Here is a 24,087-nt window from a genome sequence, read left to right as displayed (position 1 = left end):
TCCACTCTCACTACTGATCCGCCTTCCCGAGGGTGACCGGCACGGTCCGGCTGCCGCCACCGGCGGCATCCTGGAACGTCAGCGTTATCTTGTCGCCGGGGGCCCTCGAGCGCACGGCCGCGACCAATGCGTCGGCACTGTTGATCGGCCGATCGTCGACTTTGGTCACGACCACGTTCTTGGGAACGCCGGCGGATGCCGCCGCGCCGCCCGCGACGACGTCGACAACCTTCGCGCCGGGGGTGCCCTTGTCGTTGGTCACCTGCACGCCGAGCGATGCGTGGGAGGCCTTGCCGGTGGCGATCAGCTCGTCGGCGATGCGCTTGGCCTGATCGACCGGAATCGCGAAGCCCAGGCCGATCGAGCCGCTCTGGGCGTCCGGCGAGTCGGCGCCCAGGGTGGCGATGGCCGAGTTGACGCCCACCAGCTGGCCGTTCATGTTGACCAGCGCGCCACCGGAGTTACCGGGGTTGATCGCTGCGTCGGTCTGAATCGCGTCCAGCACGGTGTTCTGGTTGCCCGACTCACCGGTGGTGGAGACCGGCCGGTTCATCGCACTGACGATGCCGGTGGTCACCGTCCCCGACAGACCCAACGGCGACCCGATCGCGACGACCGGCTGGCCGACCCGAAGGTCCGACGAGGAGCCCAGCGAGATGGGATTGAGCCCGGAGATGCCCTGCACCCGGATCACGGCGATATCGCTGGTGGGGTCCGCGCCGACCACCGTGAACGGTGCGGTGCGACCGTCAGAGAAGGTCACCGTCGTCTTCGGTGTCGCGCCGCCGGCGCCGCCAGGGGCGCCGGGGGCGCCGGGGGGCGCGGGAGCCGCGGGCGGAGCACCGGGAGGGCCTCCGGGACCCTTGGCCGGTCCCGCCGCGGCGGCGATCACGTGGTTGTTGGTCAGGATGAGCCCGTCGGTGGACAGGATGATGCCGGAGCCCTCTTCGGACTGCCGCCCGATGTCGGTCTCGAGCATCACGACGCTGGGCACCACCTTGGAGGCGACGCCTTCGACGCTGCCCGGTGGCATGTTCGCGGCCGGGACGCTGGGCGCTGCGCCGATGACCCGCCCGGCGCCGTTGCCCGTCGGGTGCGTGCCGATCTCGACGACTGTCGCCGCGGCGCCGCCGATGCCGGCCGACACCACCGCGATGGCCAACGCACCGATGACCAACAGTCCTGTGCGAGAACGCTTTTGGGGTTCCGGCGCGACGGGCATGCCGGGCATCGGGCCCGTGCCGGTGCGTCCGGGAATCGGGCCCGTGCCGGTTCCCCCGGGGATCCGGCCCGGCCCGGTGTTGCTGAAGGGCTCGTAGGGCGGACGAAACTGCGTCGTCGGCGACTGGGACGGCTGCGAGGGCTGCGACCGATAGCGCCAGTCATATTGCTGGTTGTACGGCTGTTGGCCCGGGGCATAGCCGGAGGGCCCCGCATGGCTCGGGACGTGCGCAGGCTGATTCGGCGCGGGGGGGTATCCCGGCTGCTGCGGCGGTGGCGAATACCTCGGGTCATTCGTCATGTCGCTAAGTCGCTCTTCCTTATCTCCAGTGTTTGGGCAAGTCGACGGCTGGGTTCAACAGTAGCTGCAGACCTACCTTGCCCGCGCGGACTGAGAGTCCACTGAGATAACGTTCGCCGATTCCCGAGAGTTCGCCTCATCGCGGGCCACCCCCTGGGTGGGGTCGGTCGCGGCGTCTAGCTGGTCGGTTTGCGGCTCGGCGGCCGCCGCGGCGTACGTCGAGGCGGGGAGGGGCCGGCCGGGCAGCAGCACGTAGAAGGAGGTGCCCGGGGGCTGGCCTCCCGGAACGGTGTCCTCGACGCGCAGCAATCCCCCGTGGTTGAGCACGACCTTTTTGACGATCGCCAGCCCGAGCCCGGAGCCGGGCATGGCCCGTGCCGTCGTCGAGCGGTAGAACCGCTCGAACACCAGGCGGCGCTCCTGCGGCGGAATGCCGGGGCCGTGATCGGCGATCACCAGCTCCGCGTGCGACGGGTCGAGCTGGCGCATCGTGACGCCGACGCGGCCGCCGGGTGGGCTCCACTTGGCGGCGTTGTCCAACAGGTTCAGAACCGCGCGTGACAGCCCGGCGGCGTCGCCGTACATCTGCCATGGCGTCATGTCGACCTCGAAGTGAATGTCGTTGCGCCGCCGCCTGACTCGCTCCAGGCTGCGTTCGACGACATCGGACATGTCGACGGGCTCGTGCACCACCTGGCCGGCATCGTCACGAGTGAGGTCCACCAAATCGCCTACCAGCGTTGACAATTCCTCGATCTGCGCGACGACGTCCGCGCGCAGGTCAACCATCTCCTGCTCGGGCAGGCGCGGCGCTCCCGGTTCCATCGCAGCCATCAGCAGCTCGACGTTGGTCCGCAGCGACGTCAACGGGGTGCGCAATTCATGCCCAGCGTCGGTGACCAGCCGCGCCTGACGCTCCCGGGACTCCGCGAGCGCGCGCAGCATCAGGTTGAACGATTCGGTGAGCCTGGCCAGTTCGTCGCTGCCGAACACTGGGATGGGTCTCAAGTCATCGGTGCGTGCCACCCGCTCGGCCGCTTCGGTCAGGCGTGCTACCGGGCGCAGACCGGCCCTGGTGACCATGCCACCCGCCACTGCGGCGACCGCCACACCCACGCCACCGACGATCAGCAGCACCCAGCGCAGCCTGTTCATCACCGCCTCGGTGGGCTTGAGGCTCTTGGAGATCAGCAGCGAAGTGCCGTTCTGCAGGTGCACGGCAAGGATTCGTTGATCCCCGGCGGTGCGCCGAGACATGAACAAATCACCGTGGATGACCGCTTTTTCCGGCCCGCCGACCGGCAGGGTCTGCCCCGGCTGCTGGGCGGTGTAGATCGCGTGGCCCGGGTTCACCAGCATCGCGTTGACGTCGGAATAGGCGGTGCCTTCGATGGCCTTGCCGGGGTCGGCGGCCAGTGACCCGCTCGCGATCAGCAGTTGCGCCCGGCTTTGCAGCTGGTTGTCGATGTCGCTGTACAGCGCGGCCGAAATCACGGCGTAGACGGCGAAGGCCATCAATACGACGACCATGGCCACCATCGACATCGCCAGCAGCATCACGCGCCACCGCAGCGACAACGACGGCGTCGCGCGCAACGGTGGGCGCAGCGGTGGACGTGGAGGCCGGAAGAACCGGATCATCGGGGGACCCGAATCGTCACGGTGGCGTCTCCCGAAGGACATAGCCCACGCCGCGCACGGTGTGGATCAGCCGTGGCTCACCATCCGCTTCGGTTTTGCGCCGCAGGTAGCCCACGTAGACCTCCAACGCGTTGCCCGAGGTGGGAAAGTCGAATCCCCAAACCTCCTCGAGGATGCGGCTGCGGGTGAGCACCCGGCGCGGATTCGCGATCAGCATTTCCAGCAACGCGAATTCGGTGCGGGTCAGGCTGATCCGGCGCTGCCCGCGGGTGACTTCGCGGGTCACCGGGTCCAGCGTCAGGTCGGAGAACGTCAGCGGCACCGATTCGGCGTCGTCGTCGGGCTTGGTGCGCCGCAGCAGCGCGCGCATCCGCGCCAACAGCTCTTCCAGGGCGAACGGCTTCGGCAGGTAGTCGTCGGCGCCGGCGTCGAGCCCGGCGACCCGCTCGGACACCGAATCGCGCGCGGTGAGCACCAGGATCGGCAGGTCGTCACCGGTGCTGCGCAGCTGACGACACACCTCGAGGCCGTCCAGGCGCGGCATCATCACATCCAGGACGAGCGCGTCGGGGCGATCGCTGGCGATCAGCTCGAGGGCCTCGACCCCGTCATGGGCCAACTCAACGGAGTAGCCGTTGAAGGACAACGACCTACGCAGCGATTCGCGCACCGCGCGATCGTCGTCAACGACCAGTATTCGCACGGCCCTAGTTTCGTCCCACCGCCTGAGACTGGCCTGAGAGGCGCGCCGGTCATCGGGTCAGCGGCGGTCGCAAGCGCGGCGAAGCCGGGCGCAGCGGGCCGCCGCCATCGGGTCAGCGGCGGTCGCAAGCGCGGCGAAGCCGGGCGCAGCGGGCCGCCGCCATCGGGGTCAGCGGCGGTCGAGGTCGATCAGACCGAGACGGGCGGCCTTGAGCAGCCGACGGGGCACTTTGTGCCGCTGACCTGCGACCGTCACACCGACGAGTTCGGTCTTCTCGGCCTTCCACTGCGCGCGCCGGCTACGGGTGTTCGCGCGCGACATTCTGCGCTTGGGTACGGCCATGGTCGGGCCTAACTCCTCGATGTGGGACTTGCTGGTCAACATGTCGCGCGGCGTGGCTGGTGAGCCGAACGGGCGACGATCGCACCTCAGGATAGTCGCTGGTCCGCTTGTCGCCAAAATGGACGCCCCGTGCCGATCGCGTGCCAATCGGCCGCGGCTGACCCCGCTCCGGCGCGCCGAGATTGCCGTGACGGCTGTGCACTGCATCCGGAAACGACCATGCGGGCAATCTCGGCGCGAAAGGGAGCCAACCAGGCATCCTTGACGTGACACCGACGGTACCCGCTAACCTACCGGTTGGTTGATTGGTCCGATCCGGTCGAAATCCCCGAATGGAGGACAGGCATGGCCTCTGCTTCCGGTGCTGCCGGCGCTTCGGGCGCCGTCCGGATCGCGAACTGCTCGGGGTTCTACGGCGACCGGCTGTCGGCCATGCGCGAGATGCTCACCGGTGGCGACGTCGATTACCTCACCGGCGATTATCTGGCCGAACTCACCATGCTGATCCTGGGCCGGGACCGGATGAAGCATCCCGAGCGTGGCTACGCCAAGACCTTTCTCACCCAGGTCGAGGATTGCCTGGGCGAGGCGCGCGACCGCGGGGTCCGCATCGTCGCCAACGCCGGCGGCCTGAACCCGGCCGGACTGGCCGACGCGATACGCGCGCTGGCCGAGCGCCTGGGCATCGACGCCCGGATCGCTCATGTCGAGGGTGACGACCTGTTGCCGCGTGCCGCCGAGCTCGGGCTGGGCACCCCGCTCACCGCGAACGCGTACCTGGGCGCCTGGGGGATCGTCGAGTGCCTCGACGGCGGCGCCGACGTGGTCGTCACCGGCCGCGTCACCGACGCCTCGGTGATCGTCGGGGCGGCCGCGGCGCACTTCGGGTGGAAGCGCACCGACTACGACCGGCTGGCCGGCGCCGTGGTCGCCGGCCACGTCATCGAATGCGGGGTCCAGGCCACCGGCGGCAATTACTCGTTCTTCACGGAAATCCCCGACCTGACCCACGCGGGTTTCCCCTTGGCCGAGGTCAACGCCGACGGATCCTCGGTGATCACCAAGCACCCGGGCACCGGCGGCTTGGTCAGCGTCGACACCGTCACCGCGCAGTTGCTCTATGAGGTCACCGGGGCGCGCTACGCCAACCCCGATGTCACCGCACGGATGGACAGCATCGAGCTGTCCTCCGATGGGCCCGAACGGGTGCGCATCAGCGGCGTGCGCGGCGAAGCCCCACCGCCCACCTACAAGGTGTCGATGAACAGCATCGGCGGGTTCCGCAACTCGATGACCTTCGTACTGACGGGGCTGGACATCGAGGCCAAGGCCGAGCTGGTGCGCCGCCAACTCGACGCCGCACTCACCGTCAAGCCCGCCGAACTGCAGTGGTCGCTGGCCCGGACCGATCACCCCGACGCCGACACCGAGGAAGCCGCGAGCGCGCTGTTGCACTGTGTGGTGCGCGATCCCGACCCGGCCAACGTCGGACGTCAATTCTCTTCGGCCGCAGTCGAATTAGCTCTGGCAAGCTATCCGGGATTTCACGTCACCGCCCCGCCGGGCGACGGCCAGGTGTACGGCGTGTTCATCCCGGGCTACGTTGTCGCCGACAAGGTGCCGCACGTCGCGGTGCGCGCCGACGGTGCCCGCGTCGATATCCCCTGTGCCACGGATACTTTGGAGCTGTTCCCCGCCGCTGTGCCGCCGCTGCCCGAACCGTTGCCGGACGGGCCGACCCGGCGCGCGCCGCTGGGCCGCATCGCGGGGGCCCGCAGCGGTGACAAGGGCGGCTCGGCCAACGTCGGGGTCTGGGTGCGCACCGACGAGCAATGGCGTTGGCTGGCCAACACGTTGACCGTCAAGCTGCTCACCGAACTGCTACCCGAGGCCGGGAACTTCGACGTCACCCGCCACGTATTGCCGAACCTGCGCGCGGTCAACTTCGTCATCGACGGCATCCTTGGCCAGGGCGTCGCCTACCAGGCTCGATTCGATCCCCAGGCCAAGGGGCTGGGCGAATGGCTGCGCGGCCGCTACCTCGACATCCCGGAGAGTCTGTTGTGAATCTTTGGACCACACCCGAGCGCGAACAGCTACGAAAGACGGTGCGCTCGTTCGCAGAACGCGAGATCCTGCCCCACGTCGACGAGTGGGAACGCACCGGCGACCTGCCGCGCGAGTTGCACCGCAGTGCCGGGGCCGCCGGGCTGCTGGGTGCGGGGTTCCCCGAGTCGGTCGGCGGTGGCGGCGGCGATGGCGCCGACGCGGTGATCATCTGCGAGGAGATGCATCAGGCCGGAGCGCCGGGCGGCGTGTTCGCATCGTTGTTCACCTGCGGTATCGCGGTGCCGCACATGATCGCCTCGGGTGATCAGCGGCTGATCGAGGAGTTCGTCCGCCCGACGCTGGCCGGGGAAATGATTGGTTCGCTGGCCATCACCGAACCCGGCGGCGGTTCCGACGTCGGGCACCTGAGGACCTCGGCGGTGCGCGACGGTGACCACTACGTCGTCAACGGCGCCAAGACCTACATCACCTCCGGGGTCCGCGCCGACTACGTGGTGACCGCGGTGCGCACCGGAGGCGCCGGCGCGGGCGGGGTTTCGCTGCTGGTGGTCGAGAAGGGCACGCCCGGCTTCGAGGTGACGCGCAAGCTGGACAAGATGGGCTGGCGGTCCTCGGACACCGCCGAGCTGTCCTATACCGACGCCCGCGTGCCCGTGGCCAACCTGATCGGCGCCGAGAACAGCGGATTCGCGCAGATCGCCCAGGCCTTCGTCTCCGAGCGGATTGGCCTTGCCGCACAAGCCTATTCGAGCGCACAACGTTGCCTGGACCTGACGGTGCGGTGGTGTCGCGACCGCGAAACGTTCGGTCGCCCGCTGATATCGCGGCAGTCGGTGCAGAACACGCTGGCCGAGATGGCCCGCCGCATCGACGTCGCCCGGGTCTACTCGCGCAGCGTGGTGGAGCGGCAACTCGCCGGCGAGGCGAACCTGATTCCGCAGGTGTGTTTCGCGAAGAACACCGCGGTCGAGGCCGGCGAGTGGGTGGCCAACCAAGCCGTACAGCTGTTCGGCGGCATGGGTTACATGGCCGAGTCCGAGGTGGAGCGCCAATACCGGGACATGAGGATCCTGGGCATCGGCGGAGGAACCACCGAAATCCTCACCGCACTGTCCGCCAAACTGCTGGGATTTCAATCATGATTGCACCGCCTCCTTGCCCCCTAGCCGCTTCGCGGCCGGGGGCACCCCCACATCGCTTCGTCGCTCTGCATCGTCGGCGGTGGTCATGACCGTGCTGCAGTCCACCCTCGACAGCGAGGCCGCCGTCTTCACCGACGCGGCGTCGGCGGCCATCGCGAAACTCCAGGAGATCGACACCGAGCTGGCCAATGCGCTGGCTGGCGGCGGTCCCAAATACGTTGAGCGCCATCATGACCGCGGCAAGCTGACGGCGCGCGAACGCATTGAATTGCTCGTCGACCAGGATTCGCCGTTCTTGGAGCTCAGCCCATTGGCGGCCTGGGGCAGCGCCTTCAAGGTCGGCGCCAGCACGGTCACCGGCATCGGCGTTGTCGAGGGCGTCGAATGCATGATCGTCGCCAACGACCCGACGGTCAAAGGCGGCACCAGCAACCCGTGGACCCTGAAGAAAATCCTGCGGGCCAACCAGATTGCCTTCGAGAACCGGCTCCCGGTGATCTCGCTGGTGGAATCCGGCGGCGCCGATCTGCCCACCCAGAAGGAGATCTTCATCCCCGGCGGACGAATGTTCCGCGACCTAACCCGGCTCTCGGCGGCCGGGATCCCCACCATTGCTTTGGTATTCGGCAACTCCACCGCGGGCGGTGCCTACGTCCCGGGCATGTCGGACCACGTGGTGATGATCAAGGAACGGTCCAAGGTATTCCTCGCGGGTCCCCCGCTGGTGAAGATGGCCACCGGCGAGGAATCCGACGACGAATCACTCGGTGGCGCCGAAATGCACGCCCGGGTATCCGGTTTGGCCGACTACTTCGCCGTCGACGAAGTCGACGCGATCCGGATCGGCCGGCGCGTTGTCGCCCGGTTGAACTGGATCAAGCAGGGGCCGAAACCCAAACCGGTCACCGAGCCGCTCTTCGACACCGAGGAGCTCATCGGCATCGTGCCCGCCGACCTGCGCATCCCGTTCGATCCGCGCGAAGTGATCGCCCGCATCGTCGACGGTTCCGAATTCGACGAATTCAAGCCGCTGTACGGGTCCTCGCTGGTGACGGGCTGGGCCCAGCTGCACGGCTATCCGATCGGCATCCTGGCCAACGCGCGCGGGGTGCTGTTCAGCGAGGAGTCCCAGAAAGCCACCCAGTTCATCCAGCTGGCCAACCGCTCCAACACGCCACTGTTGTTCCTGCACAACACCACCGGCTACATGGTGGGCAAGGACTACGAAGAGGGCGGGATGATCAAGCACGGTTCGATGATGATCAACGCCGTGTCCAATTCGACGGTCCCGCACATCTCGCTGCTGATCGGCGCCTCCTACGGCGCCGGCCACTACGGCATGTGCGGTCGCGCCTATGACCCGCGGTTCCTCTTCGCGTGGCCCACCTCCAAGTCCGCGGTGATGGGCGGCGCGCAGCTTTCGGGCGTCCTGTCGATCGTGGCCCGCGCGGCCGCCGAGGCACGCGGGCAGCAGGTCGACGAGGAGGCCGACGCGGCGATGCGGGCTGCGGTCGAAGGCCAGATCGAAGCCGAGTCGCTGCCCCTGGTGTTGTCCGGGATGCTCTACGACGACGGGGTGATCGACCCGCGAGATACCCGCACCGTGTTGGGAATGTGTCTGTCCGCCATCGCCAATGGCCCGATCAAGGGAACGTCGAACTTCGGCGTCTTCCGGATGTGAGCCCCATGCTTACTCGAGTGCTGGTCGCCAACCGGGGTGAGATCGCCCGGCGGGTGTTCGCCACCTGCCGACGGCTCGGCCTGAGCACAGTCGCCGTCTACACCGAGCCGGACGCCGGCGCCCCGCACGTCGGCGAAGCCGACGCCCGGGTGCGGCTGGACAAGACCAACGACTACCTCAACGCCGAGGCCATTATCGCCGCCGCCCGCTCCGCGGGCGCCGACGCGATACACCCCGGATACGGGTTCCTCTCGGAGAACGCCGACTTCGCGGCCGCCGTCCAGGACGCCGGCCTGACGTGGGTGGGGCCGCCGGTGGACGCGGTGCGCGCGATGGGCTCCAAAATCGAGTCCAAGAAGCTGATGGCCGCCGCCGGCGTCCCCGTGCTCGACGAACTCGACCCCGACACCGTCACCGAGGCGCAGCTGCCGGTGCTGGTCAAGGCCTCCGCGGGCGGCGGTGGCCGCGGGATGCGGGTGGTGCGCGAATTGTCTGCTCTCGCCGGCGAAGTCGCCGCAGCCAGCCGGGAGGCGCAGTCGGCCTTCGGCGACCCGACCGTGTTCTGTGAGCGCTATCTGCCCACCGGACACCACATCGAGGTTCAGGTCATGGCCGACACCCACGGCACCGTGTGGGCGGTCGGGGAACGCGAATGCTCGATTCAGCGCCGCCACCAGAAGATCATCGAAGAGGCGCCGTCGCCGTTGGTCGAGCGCACGCCGGGCATGCGCGCCAAGCTGTTCGACGCGGCTCGGCTGGCCGCCGAAGCCATCGGTTACACCGGGGCCGGGACGGTGGAGTTCCTGGCCGACGACGACGGCGAGTTCTACTTCCTGGAGATGAACACCCGGCTGCAGGTCGAGCACCCGGTGACCGAGGAGACCACGGGGCTCGACCTCGTCGAACTACAGCTCGCGGTCGCCGACGGCGACCGGCTCGATACCGACCCTCCCGCCGCTCAAGGGTATTCGATCGAGGCCCGGCTCTACGCCGAAGACCCCGCCAAGAACTGGCAGCCGCAGGCCGGCCTGGTGCACGCGTTCGACGTGCCGTCGGTGCGAACCCAGTTCGGCTCGCTGGGACAGCAGACCGGGATCCGGCTGGATTCGGGCATCGTCGACGGGTTCACCGTCTCGATCCACTACGACCCGATGCTGGCCAAGGTCATCAGCTACGCCCCGACGCGCCGGCAGGCGGCGCTGGTTCTCGCCGACGCGCTGGCGCGCGCCCGCGTGCACGGGGTGCGCACCAACCGCGATCTGCTGGTGAACGTGCTGCGCCATCCGGCGTTCCTCGACGGCGCCACCGACACAGCGTTTTTCGACACCCACGACCTGGCGCGGCTGGCGGCGACGCTGGGCGATACCGCGGTGGTCCGCCTGTCCGCCGTCGCGGCCGCACTCGCCGACGCCGCGCACAACCGCGCCGTCGCCCCGGCGCTGGGCGCCGTTCCCAGCGGCTGGCGAAACCTGGCGTCCGGCCACCAGGTCAAGGACTATCGCGACGACGCGGGTGACGAGCAACGGGTTCAATACCGTTTCACCCGAACCGGTTTGGTGCTGCCCGACGACCGGTCCGTGCGACTGGTGTCGGCCACCGCGACTGACGTCGTGCTGTGCGCGGACGGCGTCGACCACGGATTCTCGGTCCGGCGCTACGATTCCGACGTCTACGTGGATTCCGCACGCGGACCGGTGCACCTGATCGCGCTGCCGCGCTTCCCCGAACCCGGTTCGACCGTCGAAAAGGGCTCACTGGTGGCGCCGATGCCCGGCAGCGTCATCCGGCTCGGCGCCGCCATCGGCGACACCGTCACCGCCGGGCAGCCACTGATTTGGCTGGAAGCCATGAAGATGGAACACACCATCGCCGCCCCGGTCGACGGGGTACTCGCCGAGCTCAATGTCAAGACCGGTCAGCAAGTCGAAGTTGGCGCTGTGCTGGCAAGAGTGGAAGCGCCGCAAACAGAAGGAGATCCCGCATGACCGACACCAGCTTCATCGAGAGCGAAGAACGTCAGGCCCTACGGAAGTCGGTGGCGGCGTGGGCCGCCAACTACGGCAGCGAATACTACCTGCGCAAGGCCCGCGCGCACGAGCACACCGACGAATTATGGTCGGAGGCGGGCAAACTCGGCTTCCTGGGAGTCAACCTGCCCGAGGAGTACGGCGGCGGCGGCGCCGGCATGTACGAGCTGTCGCTGGTGATGGAGGAAATGGCGGCCGCGGGCAGCGCGCTGCTGCTGATGGTTGTCTCGCCCGCCATCAACGGCACCATAATCAGCAAGTTCGGCACCGAGGAACAGAAGAAGCGCTGGATCCCCGGCATCGCCGACGGAACCCTGACGATGGCGTTCGCCATCACCGAGCCGGACGCCGGGTCCAACTCGCACAAGATCACCACGACCGCCCGCCGCGACGGCACCGACTGGATCCTCAAGGGCCAGAAGGTCTACATCTCCGGCATCGACCAGGCGCAGGCGGTGCTGGTGGTGGCCCGCACCGAAGAGGCCAAGACCGGCAAGCTGCGCCCGGCGCTGTTCGTGGTGCCCACCGACGCGCCGGGCTTCACGTTCACGCCGATCGAAATGGAACTGATCAGCCCCGAACGCCAGTTCCAGGTCTTCCTCGACGACGTCCGGCTGCCCGCCGACGCGCTCGTCGGCGCCGAAGACGCCGCCATCGCACAGCTTTTCGCCGGGCTCAACCCCGAGCGCATCATGGGCGCGGCGAGCTCGGTCGGGATGGGACGGTTCGCCCTTAACCGGGCCGCCGAGTACGTCAAGACCCGCCAGGTGTGGGGCACGCCGATCGGCGCGCACCAGGGCCTGTCACACCCGTTGGCGCAGTGCCACATCGAGGTCGAGCTGGCCAAGCTGATGCTGCAGAAGGCCGCCACCCTGTATGACTCCGGCAACGACATGGGCGCGGCCGAGGCCGCGAACATGGCGAAATACGCTGCGGCCGAGGCGGCCACGCGGTCGGTGGACCAGGCCGTGCAGTCAATGGGCGGGAACGGGCTGACCAAAGAGTACGGCGTGGCCGCCATGCTCACCTCCGCGCGGCTGGGCCGCATCGCTCCGGTCAGCCGCGAGATGGTGCTGAACTTCGTCGCGCAGACCTCGCTGGGCCTGCCCCGAAGCTACTGATGAACGCGCTCGTCGAATACGCCGGGCCCGCCGACACGGGCGGCCCGTATGCGCGGCTGACGCTGAACTCGCCGCACAACCGCAACGCGCTGTCCACCACCCTGGTAAACCAGTTGCACCAGGGGCTGCGCGACGCCTCGGCGGATCCGGCGGTGCGGGCGGTGGTGCTGGGCCACACCGGCGGCACCTTTTGTGCCGGTGCGGATCTCAGCGAGTCCGGCGGGGGTGACGACGACGACCCTTTCGACATGGCCGTCGCCCGGGCCCGGGAGATGGCCGCCCTGATGCGGGCCATCGTCTCCTCGCCGCTGCCAGTGATCGCCGCCATCGACGGGCACGTCCGTGCGGGCGGGTTCGGTCTGGTGGGTGCCTGCGATATCGCGATCGCCGGTCCGCGCAGCACCTTCGCGCTGACCGAAGCCCGCATCGGCGTCGCCCCGGCGATCATCTCGCTGACCCTGCTGCCCAAACTGTCGGCGCGGGCCGCGGCGCGCTACTACCTGACCGGTGAGAAGTTCGACGCCGGCCAGGCGGCCGAGATCGGATTGATCACCGAAGCCGCCGAGGACGTCGACGCCGCGGTCGACAAACTCATCGCCGATATCGGCCGGGGTTCGCCTCAGGGCCTCGCGGCTTCCAAGGCACTGACGACGGCCGACGTGCTGGCGGGATTCGACCGCGACGCCGAACGGCTCGCCGAAGAATCGGCCCGCCTCTTCGTGTCCGACGAAGCCCGCGAAGGCATGCTGGCGTTCCTGGAGAAGCGCGCGCCCAACTGGACGAGTTAGCCAGCCAAGAAGTTAGCCAGATGTCAAACAGTGGGTCCGGCCGCACGGCCGCCGGCGCGAACCGGGCCGTCGCAAGGTTGCAGTTTCGCCAATACTCTTGCAGCAAAACCTGGACGTCGTAGGCTCGTGGGTGATGAGCAACTCAACGCAACGGGATGCGGAGGACACGCGCGGCGACCCGTCGCGCGCGGGTGACACTGATCGCATCCAGACTGCGCAGTTGCTCGCCTATGCGGCCGAGCAGGGCCGCCTGCAGCTGAACGACTACGAAGACCGTTTGACCAGGGCTTACGCGGCGACGACGTATGCGGAGCTGGATCGGCTGCGCGCCGATCTGCCGGGGACGCCGATAAGCCCGCGCCGCGGCGGCAAACCCAATCCGGCGCCGTCTACGCTGCTGCTGGCGTTGATGAGCGGCTTCGAGCGCCGTGGCCGATGGAACGTGCCCAAGAAGCTCACCACCTTCACCCTGTGGGGCAGCGGGGTGGTCGATCTGCGCTACGCCGACTTCACCTCGACCGAGGTCGACATTCATGCGATGTCGATTATGGGTGTGCAGAACATTTTGCTGCCGCCCGAGGTCAACGTCGAGGTGCACGGCCGCGGCGTGATGGGAAACTTTGACCACGCCGTGCTCGGCCAGGGCACCCCCGGGGCGCCGACGGTACACATTCGCGGCTTCTCGCTGTGGGGCGGTGTCGGAATCATCCGCAAAGCCCGCCGGCCGCGCGGCTAGCGGCAGCCCTCTAGTCGGGCACGTAATCGAAGGTGTCGGGGTTGGGGCCGTTGCGTCCGGACTCGCCCTTGTCCAGCGCGGTGATCGCCTCCATGTCGGCGTCGTCCAATTCGAAGTCGAACAGCTCGAAGTTTTCTTTGACCCGTTCGGGTGTGACCGACTTGGGGAAGACGATGTCACCGCGCTGAATGTGCCAGCGCAGCACCACCTGCGCGGCCGTTTTGCCGCGTGCGTCGGCGACGCGGTTGATCACCGGATCATCGAGCACCTTGCCCTGCGCGATGGGCGCCCATGCCTCAATGGCGATGCCGTGGTTGCGTGCGTACGACCGGACCTCGGTGTTGCCGAAGTAGGGATGTAGCTCGACCTGGTTGACCGACGGCACGGTTTCGGTCTCGTTGGCGAGCCGATCCAGTTGTGCGACTTGGAAATTCGAGACACCGATGCTGCGGGCGCGTCCGTCGCGCGCGAATTCTTCGAACACTTTCCACGTCGAGACGAAGTCGCCGTCGTAGAGCGTGGGCAGCGGCCAATGGATGAGAAACAGGTCGAGGTAATCGGAATCCAGCGCCTTCAGCGTCTGGTCAAAGGCGCGGCGCGCATCGTCGGGCTGGTGAAATCCGTTGTTGAGCTTGCTGGTGACGAAGACGTCGCCGCGGTCCAGACCCGCTTCGCGAATGCCTTGTCCGACTTGCTTTTCGTTCCCGTACATTTCGGCGGTGTCGATGTGCCGGTAGCCGATCTCGAGCGCGGTCTTCACCGCGGCCGCCGTCTCGTCCGGCTTGATCTGGAACACACCGAAACCCAGCTGCGGAATGCCCACACCGTCGTTGAGTTCGATCGTTGGAACCTTGCTCATGCCTCTCCTCCTTCTCGGTCCGTGTACCCGGTCAAGTGAGCACCTACCCCCGCTTCGGCGAAAGTGGGCTAACGGCGGCGTCGGGACCGGAGGTAGTCGCCGACCACGGCCGCTCCCAATCCGTCGAGATCGGGTACCACGACCCGTCCCTCGACGCGCCGGGCGACCTGGTCGATGAACCGGGCCAGCCCCGGGTCGCTGCCCAGCCGGAAGATGGTGATCTGGGCGCCCAGGCGCGCCATCTCGTCGAAGCCGCGCACGGTGTGGGCGATGGTCCGCGGGTGCGGCGGGTAGTCGAAGAACACGGTCGTGCCGTCGCCGTCGAAGTCCTCCAGGTGCGCGGTCGGCTCGCCGTCGGTCACCACCAGCACCACGGGCTGCGCGTTGGGATGGCGGCGCAGGTGACGACCGGCCAACGCCAACGCGTGATGCAGGTTGGTGCCCTGCTCGTAGACCCCTTCCAGGCCGGTGAGCTCGGCGGCGGTCACCGTCCGGGCGTAGCGACCAAAAGCGATGATCTGCAAGGCATCCGAACGAAAACGCGTGCACACCAGGTGGTTGAGCGCCAGCGCCGTCTGCTTCATGGGCAGCCAGCGATTCTCCATCACCATGGAGAAAGAGGTGTCGACCAGCAGCGCCACCGCGGCCTGCGTACGTGTCTCGGTCTCGGAGACCTCGACGTCGTCGACGGTGATCTTCAACCGCCCGTCCGGGCCGTCCAGGGTGGCGGTTCCCGATTGCCGCAGAACGGCGTTGGTCAGCGTACGGGAGATGTTCCACGGCTCGGTGTCGCCGAATTGCCAAGGCCGCGTGGCCCCGGTGAGCTCGCCGGCCGCTCCCGCGCGCCGATGGTCGCGCTCGCCGCGGCGTCCCGAAAGTTGTTGTACGACATCGCGCAGCGCCGTCTCGCCCAGCCGGCGCATGGCCTTCGGCGACAGCCGCCACTGGCCGTCGGAGCCGCGGTCCAGGAAGCCCTGATTGACCAGTGCGCGTTCCAATTCGGCAAGCGTGCGGGCGTCGACGGCCGCCTGATCGCCGAGCTGGCGCGCCAGCGCGTCGAGGTCGACGTCGTCCATGCTGGCGCCCGGGTAGCTCTGCGAGAGTTGCTCGGCCAGTTGCTCCAGCTCCGCGATGTCGGACAGCGCCTGGGTGCCCTCCCCCATACCGAAGGGGTTGTCACCGGAGAACTGTTCGGACCCGCTCCAGTCCTCCCCGGGCCGCGCCGCTTGCAGGTGTGCGTCGAGCCGGTTCAGCGCCTGCATCAACGATGGGGAGCCAAATGCCTGCTGCGCCAGGGCATCCAGCTCTGCGCGTTGGTCGGGGCTCAGGCTGTTGCGGAAACGCTGCGCGGCCGCGGCGCGTTTGGCCAGCGAGTCCAGCAACTCTTCGACATTGCGCGGGTTCTCCGGAAAGAACTCGCCGTGTTTGTCCATGAAGTTTTCGAAGTCTTGCTGGGTGTCCTCGCTGCGGGCGTGCTTGTCCAGCAGATCGTTGAGGTCGTTGACCATGTCGTTGACCCGCTGACGATCCTCGTCGGTGGCGCCTTCCAGTGCCTGCTTCATGCCCGCGAAGCGTTGATCGAGCATTTCGCGGCCGAGCAGATCCTTGATCTGGTCATACTTTTCGCGGGCCTCGCCGCTGCGCCAGTTGTAGTCGGAGAGCTCTTGGACGGCCTTGGCCGGCGACGACGGCAGCGCGTCCAGCTGCAGTTCGCCGAAGCGGGCGTCGTCATCGAGGGCGCGGGCCAGCTCCTTGCGTTCGGCCAGCACGGCCTCGTCCAAAAGTTTCTTGATCTCCTGCAGGGTTCCATCTAAGTTGTTGCGCCGCAACAACTCCCGCCGTCGCCGGTTGGCCTCGGCGGCCAACCGGTCCGCACCGGGCATGTTGTTGGTGCCGCGGCGCAGCAGCTCGGACAGCGCACGGCGCGGCGACGTGCCGGCCATGACGTCCTGGCCGATCTGTTCGAGCGCCTCGCGCAGATCCACCGGCGGGGCAAGCGGGTCGGGCCCGCCGGTGTACGCCGAGTAGCGCGAGGAATGGCCTTTAGCCATAGACGGTTTGACCCTCCCCCGATACCTTGTCGATGCGCTTGGCCAGATACAGGGCCTCGAGCGCGAGTTCCAGCGCCGCGGCGCGTTCGCCTTCCGACTGCGCACCGACCTTGGCCGCGATCTTCTCCACCACCGGCAGGCTCGGGACCGCGGCCAGGACGTCCTTGGCCGACACCCGCTCACCCGTCGTCACCGCCGAACCGCCCTCGACCGCGGACACCAACGAACCGACGTCGATGCCACCCAGCACCCGCGACGCGGTGTCCGCGGTCGCCCGGCGCAGCAGATGTTCCAGCACGGCCTGTTCGCGGCCTTCCTCGCCGGACTCGAATTCCAGCTTGCCGCGCAGCACGTCGATCACCGTGCCCAGGTCGACCACCCGGGCCACCGGATCGGTCTCCCCCAGCACCGCGCCGCGGTGCCGCGCGGCCGCGGCGACGGTCTCGGCCGCGGCAATGGCGAACCGCGCCGACACCCCGGAGCGTTGATCGACGGAGTTGGACTCCCGCAGGTAACGGGCGAACCGGGCGATGATCTGCATCAGGTAGTCGGGCACCTGGGCGGACAGGTGCGCCTCCTGCGCGATCACGCCGACTTCCGCGTCGAGCTCCTGGGGATAGTGGGTGCGGATCTCCGCGCCGAAACGGTCTTTCAGGGGGGTGATGATGCGGCCACGGTTGGTGTAGTCCTCGGGGTTGGCGCTGGCGACCACCAACACATCCAGGGGCAGCCGCAGCGTGTAACCGCGGACCTGGATGTCACGTTCCTCCATCACGTTGAGCATCGACACCTGGATGCGCTCGGCGAGGTCGGGAAGCTCGTTGACCGCAACGATGCCGCGGTGCGCCCGCGGGATCAATCCGTAGGCGATGGTCTCCGGATCCCCCAGGCTGCGGCCCTCGGCGACCTTGATCGGATCGATGTCGCCGACCAGGTCGGCAACGCTGGTGTCCGGGGTGGCGAGCTTCTCGGTGTAGCGCTCGCTGCGGTGCTTCCAGTCCACCGGCAGGTCGTCGCCCAGGGTCGCGGCCTTGCGGATCGATTCCGGGGTGATCGGCCGGTACGGGTGCTCACCCAGTTCGGCACCGGCGATCACCGGCGTCCACTCGTCGAGCAAGCCGGTCAGCGCGCGCAACAGCCGGGTTTTACCCTGGCCGCGTTCGCCGAGCAGAACGAAGTCGTGGCCCGCGATCAAGGCCCGCTCGAGCTGGGGCAGGACGGTGTCCTCGAAACCCAGAATGCCCGGCCAGATGTCATCCCCCGCGGCCAGCGCGGTGAGCAGATTTTCGCGGATTTCCTGCTTGACTCCCCGTTCACGATGACCGGCGGCGCGCAGTTCGCCGACGGTCCGGGGCAGGTTGCTCGGTGACGTCACCACTCCACGCTACGACGCGCGCTCGCACGAGTCATGCCAAGGGCGTTCACTGCGCGCTTATTGACAACAGATGCGCCACCCGCGCGGCGGCGCAACTCAGTGGGCGAAGTGACGCGCCCCGGTGAGATACAGCGTGATGCCGGCTTTGGTGGCCGCCGCGGTCACCTCGTCGTCGCGCACCGATCCGCCGGGGTGCACGATCGCCTTCACTCCGGCACCGGTCAGCGTCTCGAGTCCGTCGGGGAACGGGAAGAACGCATCCGAAGCCGCGACCGCGCCGAGCACCCGATCGCCGCCGCGTTCGACGGCCAACCGCGCGGCGTCGACCCGGTTCACCTGACCCATGCCGACGCCGATGGTGGCGCCGCCGCCGGCGATCACGATCGCGTTCGATTTGACCGCGCGACAGACGCGCCAGGCGAACACCAGGTCCGCGAGCGTCGCCGGATCCGCGGGCGAGCCGGTGGCCAGGGTCCAGTTCGCCGGGTTGTCGCCGTGCGCGTCGAGCTCGTCGCGCTGCTGCACCAGCAGTCCGCCGCTGATCGGCCGGAGCTCGGTGCCGCCGGTCAGCGGCTCGGAGGCCACCAGCACCCGGATGTTCTTCTTGCAGGTCAACGCCTCCAGGGCGGCCGGCTCGTAGGCGGGCGCGACGATGACCTCGGTGAAGATGGTGCTGACGTACTCGGCCATCTCCAGGCTGACTTCGGTGTTGGTCGCGATGACGCCGCCGAAGGCGCTCAGCGGATCGCATTCGTGCGCCTTGCGGTGTGCGTCCGCGACCGATGCGGACGAGATGGCGATCCCACATGGGTTGGCGTGCTTGATGATCGCCACGCACGTCTGTTCGTGGTCGAAGGCGGCCCGCCAGGCCGCGTCCGCATCGCTGAAGTTGTTGTAGGACATCTCTTTTCCGTGCAGCTGCTCGGCCTGCGCCAGTCCCGGCCACGCGCCGGGGTCGCTGTACAGTGCCGCCTGCTGGTGCGGATTCTCGCCGTAGCGCAGCATCGCCGAGCGGCTCCAGCTGCGGCCCAGCCATTTCGGGAAGGTCGTCGGCGGGTGTTCGGGAGCCAGCGTCGACTCCATCCAGCTCGCTACCGCGATGTCGTATTCGGCGGTGTGTTGGAAGGCCAGCGCGGCCAGCTTCTTGCGCTCGGCGAGGGTGAAGCCACCCCCGCGTACCGCGGCGAGCACTCCGTCATAACCCCGCGGGTCGGTGATCACCGCCACGCTCGGATGGTTTTTCGCCGCGGCACGCACCATCGACGGCCCGCCGATGTCGATCTGTTCGACGCATTCGTCGATGCTCGCCCCGGAGTCGACGGTCTCGGTGAACGGGTACAGATTGACGACGACGAGCTCGAACGCTGCGATGCCCAGCTCCTCGAGCGCCGCGGCGTGCTCGGGCTTGCGCAGGTCCGCCAGCAGTCCCGCGTGCACGCGAGGATGCAGTGTCTTGACCCGGCCGTCGAGCACTTCGGGAAAGCCGGTCAGCTCCTCGACTCGGGTCACCGGAATGCCTTTGTCCGCAATGACCTTCGCCGTGGATCCGGTCGAGACGATCTCGACGCCCGCACCCGCCAGGCCCTGGGCGAGGTCGACCAACCCGGTCTTGTCGTACACGCTGATCAAGGCACGCCGGATCGGCCGTTTGGCGTCTTCCCGCCAGTCGTCGGTGCTCATCGGTTGGTCGCCTTTCGTCCGATCGTCGCTCTTCTCCCGACCAGGGTCAGGCCGCCCGTTGCGATCGCGGCCACCACGTCCACCAGTAGCTTCCGTTCGGTGACTTTGATGCGTTCGTGCAGGGTCTCTTCGGTGTCGCCGTCGAGCACCGGAACGGATTCCTGCGCCAGAATCGGCCCGGTGTCCGTCCCGGCGTCCACCAGGTGCACCGTACAGCCAGTGACCTTCACACCGTAGGCCAACGCGTCGGCCACCCCGTGCGCGCCGGGGAACGCCGGCAGCAACGCGGGATGGGTGTTGATGACGCGACCATAGAATCGCGAAAGAAACTGCGGCCCAAGGATTTTCATGAATCCAGCGGAGACCACCAGGTCGGGCGAGTGTGCGGCGGTGGCCTCGGTGATGGCGGCGTCCCAGGCGGGGCGGTCCGGGTGATCGCCGAGCCGGACGGTGAAGGCGGGCACGGAGGCGGCCGCGGCGATCTCGGTGGCCAGGCAGTCGCGGTCGGCACCGACGGCGACCACCCTGGCCGGGTAGTCCGCGACGGCCGACGTCAACAAGGAGTTGAGCAGCGATCCGGTGCCCGACGCAAGTACCACTACCCGTGCCGGTGCGTTCGGGGGCACATGGAGCGGTTCGACCACATCGGCGAGCCTAGCCCGACGACGATGCGCGTCGCGCAGCGACGTGAGGTGGGGGCACCCCCCGGCGCAGCCGCGAGGAGGAGAGTTGGGCAATCGACTACGGCGACGTCGTCGCCCCGGCGATCAGGCTGGCCGCACCGGAATTGCCCGCCTCTGAGCGACAATCACCGGGTACCGCACTCGCCCGCAGTGCGGTTGTCGCTGCGAGGCGGGCACCACGACTAATCCCCGGAATCCCGCTCGCTCGCGTCCCGCTCCGGTTCGCCGGGGGGCGGCCCGCCGTCGTCGTCGACCGGCGCGTGATGCTCGGTGGAGTCGCCCGGCGGCACACCGCTGGACTCGCCCGGCGGCACATCGTTGGACTCGCCCGCGTCGGCCGGCAACTGGCCGGCCGGGTCCACCGGAGTCGCCGCCTCCGCCTCCTCGGTCAGCCGATCGTCGTCGAAAACGCCCGCGAAGTCCGCGGGCTCCTCGGGCGCCGGCGCGGGTTTGGGCTTGAGCCGTCGGGGACGACGCCTGATCCCTCCGGTCATCAGCACGGTGACCCCGCCGACAACCGTGAACCAGAAGAAGACACCGATGAGCAACGTGCCCTGGTCCACGCCGACGTGGCCGAAGTTACCCAGCTGGCCGCTGCCGGCGTACGCGATCAAGGACATCACCAGCGCCCCCGCGACCGCGGCGACCAGCAGCTTGGCCGCGGCCGCGAGCGGTGGCAGCGCCCGCCGGGCGCATTGCTGGCCGACCGCCACACCGGACGATGCGCCGATGATCAGCAGCGCCACCCAGACCGGCCCCAACGGAGGCCTGGGCACCGCGGCCAGCACCGGCAAGGCCGGGATATCACCACCGAACACGGTGAACGAACTGAAGGTCGCGAACCCGATGTGCGCGCTGGACCCGACGGCCATCGCCGCGGTGCCCACAATCACGTTGGGCGCGTAGAGGATTGACAACACGGTGAGGCTGAACTCGCCGAAGATGGAATCGGTGATGCCGTAGAGCTCCTGCATCGTCGACCAGTGCACGACCAGCGATCCGGCCGTCACCAGTCCGGACAGCCCGAGCAACGCCAACAGACCGGCGGACGCGGCGCGCAGGGAATCGCCCAGCCAAAACGGCAGCGGCGATGTCGCCAAGGCGCGCGGCCCCACCCGCGACCACACACCGATCCCGGCGCCGGCGGCGTGGACCACGAGCACGCTGAGGAACGCGCGCAGCGCGCTGGGGGTTTGCAGCTCGGTGATCACCGACGACGCGTCGTGAATGACCGCCAGGGCGATCGCCGTCATGAACAGCGGGCCGCCCAGCGCCGAGGCGGCAACCCAGCGAACGACGAGCCACGACGAGTAGGGCGTGGTGGCCCGCGCCGTGCTCCGCGCGGTAGCCCAAATCATCAGGAAGACCGGCAGCAGCGGCATCACACCGAGTTCGCGGCCACCGATCGAGACCGGCACCTGGTGTACGCCCAGCCACATGCTGGCGATGGCGCCCAGGGCGCCGGTCATGTCGCTGTTGGCGATCAACAACTGGATCAGCGTGACCGCGGCGATGATGACCAGCGCCACCACCGCAGGGGCGAACGCGACCCTGACAAGGTCACGCGCCTGGCGAGCGCCCGCCGCCCGGTTGTCCTCCACCCGTGTCACTCTGGGGCACGTCCCCGACTAGGCGCGACAGCGCACGGTTAGGCGGGCGCTGGCCCAGACGGTGACGACGGCGACTGCTGCTCCTGGCCGAACTGCTGGCCCCCACCCTGCTCGGAGAAGTTTGCCGTCGGCGAACCGGCGTCCGATCCGCCGACGTTCGGCGGCGGGCTGAAGCTGGGGAAGCCGGTGGGCGGCGTGGACGGGCCCTGCTGCTGCGCGGACGGCTGAGGACCCGACTGCGGCGCGGGCTGAGCGCCGAACCCGCCGGTCGGAACGCCACTCTGGGTGGGTGCCGCGCTCGGCGAATAGCCGCCGTACTGCGAACCGTATCCCTGCGGCGACTGTTGCTGGCCCGCGTGCTGCTGGGCGCCGGGCTGCTGACCGTAGTAAGGCTGCTGCTGACCGTACTGACCGTATTGGCCGTACTGGTTGTACTGCGCGTAAGGGTCGTACTTTGGCCGCGGCGCCGGCGCGGTGATCACCCCGGAGTCCAGTAGGACCACGACGACCGCGGCGATTGCCTGCAGCACGACGGCCGCCACCAGCGGCCACATCGCCCAGCCGATCGCGAAACCGGCGGGCAGGTTGATCGTCTCGGTGATGGCCAGCAAGGCGCCCAGAATCGCGATGACCGCGACGATTCCCGCATAGCTCTTGGTCTTCGGCAGCAGGCTGAGCCCGGCGAGCAGCGCAGCCAGCACCGCAACCACGACCGCGGTGCCCGCGTCGCCCGCGCGGCCGCCGATGCCCGGGCCGAGGTCGGCGCCGATGGTGAACGTCGGGCCGAAGTTCAGGAGGTACGCCGCCAGACCCAGGACCACCACCGCGATGTTGAGGTAGAACGGGAGCTTGCTCGTTCCGTCGTCGTCCTTGGCGAAGGACGGTGTGCCGCCCGCATAGGCGCCGCCGGGTTGCGCCGGTGGGTAGCCCGGGCTTCCGGGAGAGTAGGTCATGGCTCCTCCTGTTGCTTCCAGTGCCTTGAACTGCCTAGCGGCCGCCACGGTTGCAGTGCAACGCTGTGCTTCCAGGCGCCTCGCTGCGTTAGCGACGCGGTCGATCACCCACGCTAGCGCACGTGCGGCAACCCGTGCCGTTGCCATCGGCTTGGATGGCGGGGCCCACACCGCCGGCGCGGCGAGGCCCTCGCGAGACGGTCCGTTTCACCACGGCTTGCTCAGCGGAGGTAGAACACGTTCTAATTCTCTGCATGGATTACGGGCTTGTGCTTTTTACCAGCGATCGTGGCATCTCTCCGGCGAAGGCCGCGAAGCTCGCCGACGACCACGGTTTTCAGACCTTCTACGTGCCAGAACACACCCACATTCCGGTCAAACGCGAGGCGGCTCACCCCACCACGGGGGACGAATCGCTGCCCGACGACCGCTACATGCGGACACTAGACCCATGGGTGAGTCTGGGCGCGGCATGCGCGGTCACCTCGCGGGTGCGGCTGTCCACCGCGGTGGCCCTGCCGGTCGAACACGACCCGATCACGTTGGCGAAAAGTATTGCCACCCTTGACCACCTGTCGGGCGGACGGGTCAGCCTGGGCGTCGGGTTCGGCTGGAACACCGACGAACTCGCCGACCACAACGTGCCGCCGGGCCGTCGCCGCACCATGCTGCGCGAGTACCTCGAGGCGATGCGGTCGCTGTGGACCGAAGAGGAAGCCAGCTACGACGGTGAGTTCGTGAAGTTCGGCCCGAGCTGGGCCTGGCCCAAGCCGGTGCAGCCGCACATACCGGTGCTGGTGGGCGCCGCGGGCACCGAGAAGAACTTCAAGTGGATCGCCCGCAGCGCCGACGGCTGGATCACCACCCCACGCGACTTCGACATCGACGAGCCGGTGAAGCTGCTGCAGGACACCTGGGCGGCCGCGGGGCGCGACGGCGCTCCCCAGATCGTGGCGCTGGACTTCAAGCCGGTGCCCGAGAAGCTCGCCAGATGGGCCGAACTCGGGGTGACCGAGGTGCTGTTCGGCCTGCCGGACAAGTCCGAGGACGAGGTCGCCGCCTACGTCGAGCGCTTGGCGAACAAGCTCGCCGCCCTCGTCTGA

At 68.4% G+C, this 24,087-nt stretch carries 19 protein-coding genes; 8 read left to right on the top strand and 11 right to left on the bottom strand.

From position 1 onward, the window contains the following. Window positions 1-10: 10 nt before the first annotated feature. From G6N50_RS26145 to rpmF, 4 genes are all read right to left on the bottom strand, one after another. Window positions 11-1,522 (bottom strand): S1C family serine protease, encoded by a 1,512-nt coding sequence (locus G6N50_RS26145; protein WP_083096878.1) that lies wholly within the window; start codon window positions 1,520-1,522, stop codon window positions 11-13. A gap of 72 nt (window positions 1,523-1,594) precedes the next feature. Further along, window positions 1,595-3,163: a HAMP domain-containing sensor histidine kinase gene (locus G6N50_RS26135; protein WP_083096874.1), complete on the bottom strand. Its 1,569-nt coding sequence runs from the start codon at window positions 3,161-3,163 to the stop codon at window positions 1,595-1,597. 16 nt (window positions 3,164-3,179) lie between these two features. Continuing rightward, entirely contained in the window at window positions 3,180-3,866 is a 687-nt protein-coding gene (mprA, locus tag G6N50_RS26130) for a two-component system response regulator MprA (protein WP_083096872.1), read from the bottom strand. A 168-nt stretch (window positions 3,867-4,034) separates the two neighbouring features. After that, window positions 4,035-4,208, bottom strand: a complete 174-nt coding sequence (gene rpmF / locus G6N50_RS26125) for a 50S ribosomal protein L32 (protein WP_003872812.1) — start codon at window positions 4,206-4,208, stop codon at window positions 4,035-4,037. A 345-nt stretch (window positions 4,209-4,553) separates the two neighbouring features. On the opposite strand from rpmF, the gene G6N50_RS26120 reads away from it, so the two are divergent. From G6N50_RS26120 to G6N50_RS26090, 7 genes are all read left to right on the top strand, one after another. Continuing rightward, on the top strand, window positions 4,554-6,275 hold the full coding sequence (locus G6N50_RS26120; protein ID WP_083096871.1) for an acyclic terpene utilization AtuA family protein: 1,722 nt from the start codon (window positions 4,554-4,556) through the stop codon (window positions 6,273-6,275). Further along, the gene (locus G6N50_RS26115; protein ID WP_083096869.1) at window positions 6,272-7,420 is read left to right on the top strand and encodes an acyl-CoA dehydrogenase family protein; all 1,149 of its coding nucleotides are present in this window, start codon (window positions 6,272-6,274) and stop codon (window positions 7,418-7,420) included. The genes G6N50_RS26120 and G6N50_RS26115 overlap by 4 nt, the downstream gene beginning before the upstream one ends. 91 nt (window positions 7,421-7,511) lie before the next feature. Continuing rightward, a complete protein-coding gene (locus tag G6N50_RS26110) occupies window positions 7,512-9,101 on the top strand; it encodes an acyl-CoA carboxylase subunit beta (protein WP_142275639.1) in 1,590 nt (529 codons plus the stop codon). A 5-nt stretch (window positions 9,102-9,106) separates the two neighbouring features. Further along, window positions 9,107-11,086 (top strand): acetyl/propionyl/methylcrotonyl-CoA carboxylase subunit alpha, encoded by a 1,980-nt coding sequence (locus tag G6N50_RS26105; protein WP_083096866.1) that lies wholly within the window; start codon window positions 9,107-9,109, stop codon window positions 11,084-11,086. Further along, window positions 11,083-12,249, top strand: coding sequence for an acyl-CoA dehydrogenase family protein (locus G6N50_RS26100; protein ID WP_083096865.1), 1,167 nt, complete (start codon window positions 11,083-11,085; stop codon window positions 12,247-12,249). Before G6N50_RS26105 ends, G6N50_RS26100 begins: the two co-directional genes overlap by 4 nt. Beyond that, window positions 12,249-13,037, top strand: coding sequence for an enoyl-CoA hydratase family protein (locus G6N50_RS26095; RefSeq protein ID WP_083096863.1), 789 nt, complete (start codon window positions 12,249-12,251; stop codon window positions 13,035-13,037). Before G6N50_RS26100 ends, G6N50_RS26095 begins: the two co-directional genes overlap by 1 nt. A gap of 133 nt (window positions 13,038-13,170) precedes the next feature. Then, window positions 13,171-13,773 carry a DUF1707 SHOCT-like domain-containing protein gene (locus G6N50_RS26090; protein WP_083096917.1) on the top strand — a complete coding sequence of 201 codons (603 nt, stop codon included), beginning with the start codon at window positions 13,171-13,173 and terminating at the stop codon, window positions 13,771-13,773. 10 nt (window positions 13,774-13,783) lie between these two features. On the opposite strand, the gene G6N50_RS26085 is transcribed toward G6N50_RS26090, so the two are convergent. From G6N50_RS26085 to G6N50_RS26055, 7 genes are all read right to left on the bottom strand, one after another. Then, window positions 13,784-14,632: an aldo/keto reductase gene (locus G6N50_RS26085; RefSeq protein ID WP_083096862.1), complete on the bottom strand. Its 849-nt coding sequence runs from the start codon at window positions 14,630-14,632 to the stop codon at window positions 13,784-13,786. Window positions 14,633-14,700: 68 nt separating this feature from the next. After that, on the bottom strand, window positions 14,701-16,683 hold the full coding sequence (locus tag G6N50_RS26080; RefSeq protein ID WP_083096860.1) for a vWA domain-containing protein: 1,983 nt from the start codon (window positions 16,681-16,683) through the stop codon (window positions 14,701-14,703). Beyond that, entirely contained in the window at window positions 16,676-18,061 is a 1,386-nt protein-coding gene (locus G6N50_RS26075; RefSeq protein ID WP_083096857.1) for an ATP-binding protein, read from the bottom strand. The genes G6N50_RS26080 and G6N50_RS26075 overlap by 8 nt, the downstream gene beginning before the upstream one ends. Window positions 18,062-18,154: 93 nt before the next feature. Then, the gene (gene purH / locus G6N50_RS26070; protein WP_083096855.1) at window positions 18,155-19,738 is read right to left on the bottom strand and encodes a bifunctional phosphoribosylaminoimidazolecarboxamide formyltransferase/IMP cyclohydrolase; all 1,584 of its coding nucleotides are present in this window, start codon (window positions 19,736-19,738) and stop codon (window positions 18,155-18,157) included. Continuing rightward, a complete protein-coding gene (purN, locus tag G6N50_RS26065) occupies window positions 19,735-20,382 on the bottom strand; it encodes a phosphoribosylglycinamide formyltransferase (RefSeq protein ID WP_083096854.1) in 648 nt (215 codons plus the stop codon). Before purN ends, purH begins: the two co-directional genes overlap by 4 nt. A 221-nt stretch (window positions 20,383-20,603) precedes the next feature. After that, the gene (locus G6N50_RS26060) at window positions 20,604-22,022 is read right to left on the bottom strand and encodes a cell division protein PerM (RefSeq protein WP_083096852.1); all 1,419 of its coding nucleotides are present in this window, start codon (window positions 22,020-22,022) and stop codon (window positions 20,604-20,606) included. A gap of 47 nt (window positions 22,023-22,069) precedes the next feature. After that, window positions 22,070-22,984 carry a DUF5336 domain-containing protein gene (locus G6N50_RS26055; protein WP_083096850.1) on the bottom strand — a complete coding sequence of 305 codons (915 nt, stop codon included), beginning with the start codon at window positions 22,982-22,984 and terminating at the stop codon, window positions 22,070-22,072. A gap of 254 nt (window positions 22,985-23,238) precedes the next feature. On the opposite strand from G6N50_RS26055, the gene G6N50_RS26050 reads away from it, so the two are divergent. Beyond that, window positions 23,239-24,087 carry an LLM class F420-dependent oxidoreductase gene (locus G6N50_RS26050; protein WP_083096849.1) on the top strand — a complete coding sequence of 283 codons (849 nt, stop codon included), beginning with the start codon at window positions 23,239-23,241 and terminating at the stop codon, window positions 24,085-24,087.

Origin of the sequence: Mycobacterium mantenii, assembly GCF_010731775.1 — a bacterium.
GTDB lineage: Bacteria > Actinomycetota > Actinomycetes > Mycobacteriales > Mycobacteriaceae > Mycobacterium > Mycobacterium mantenii.
The sequence above is the reverse complement of the archived record's forward strand: the minus strand, read 5'-3'. Positions and strand labels throughout refer to the sequence as shown.

Coding starts and splice junctions, on each gene's coding strand:
- G6N50_RS26145 (WP_083096878.1), bottom strand. CDS start 1,522: ATGACGAATGACCCGAGGTATTCGCCACCGCCGCAGCAGCCGGGATAC.
- G6N50_RS26135 (WP_083096874.1), bottom strand. CDS start 3,163: ATGATCCGGTTCTTCCGGCCTCCACGTCCACCGCTGCGCCCACCGTTG.
- rpmF (WP_003872812.1), bottom strand. CDS start 4,208: ATGGCCGTACCCAAGCGCAGAATGTCGCGCGCGAACACCCGTAGCCGG.
- G6N50_RS26120 (WP_083096871.1), top strand. CDS start 4,554: ATGGCCTCTGCTTCCGGTGCTGCCGGCGCTTCGGGCGCCGTCCGGATC.
- G6N50_RS26105 (WP_083096866.1), top strand. CDS start 9,107: ATGCTTACTCGAGTGCTGGTCGCCAACCGGGGTGAGATCGCCCGGCGG.
- G6N50_RS26100 (WP_083096865.1), top strand. CDS start 11,083: ATGACCGACACCAGCTTCATCGAGAGCGAAGAACGTCAGGCCCTACGG.
- G6N50_RS26095 (WP_083096863.1), top strand. CDS start 12,249: ATGAACGCGCTCGTCGAATACGCCGGGCCCGCCGACACGGGCGGCCCG.
- G6N50_RS26090 (WP_083096917.1), top strand. CDS start 13,171: ATGAGCAACTCAACGCAACGGGATGCGGAGGACACGCGCGGCGACCCG.
- G6N50_RS26085 (WP_083096862.1), bottom strand. CDS start 14,632: ATGAGCAAGGTTCCAACGATCGAACTCAACGACGGTGTGGGCATTCCG.
- G6N50_RS26080 (WP_083096860.1), bottom strand. CDS start 16,683: ATGGCTAAAGGCCATTCCTCGCGCTACTCGGCGTACACCGGCGGGCCC.
- purH (WP_083096855.1), bottom strand. CDS start 19,738: ATGAGCACCGACGACTGGCGGGAAGACGCCAAACGGCCGATCCGGCGT.
- G6N50_RS26055 (WP_083096850.1), bottom strand. CDS start 22,984: ATGACCTACTCTCCCGGAAGCCCGGGCTACCCACCGGCGCAACCCGGC.
- G6N50_RS26050 (WP_083096849.1), top strand. CDS start 23,239: ATGGATTACGGGCTTGTGCTTTTTACCAGCGATCGTGGCATCTCTCCG.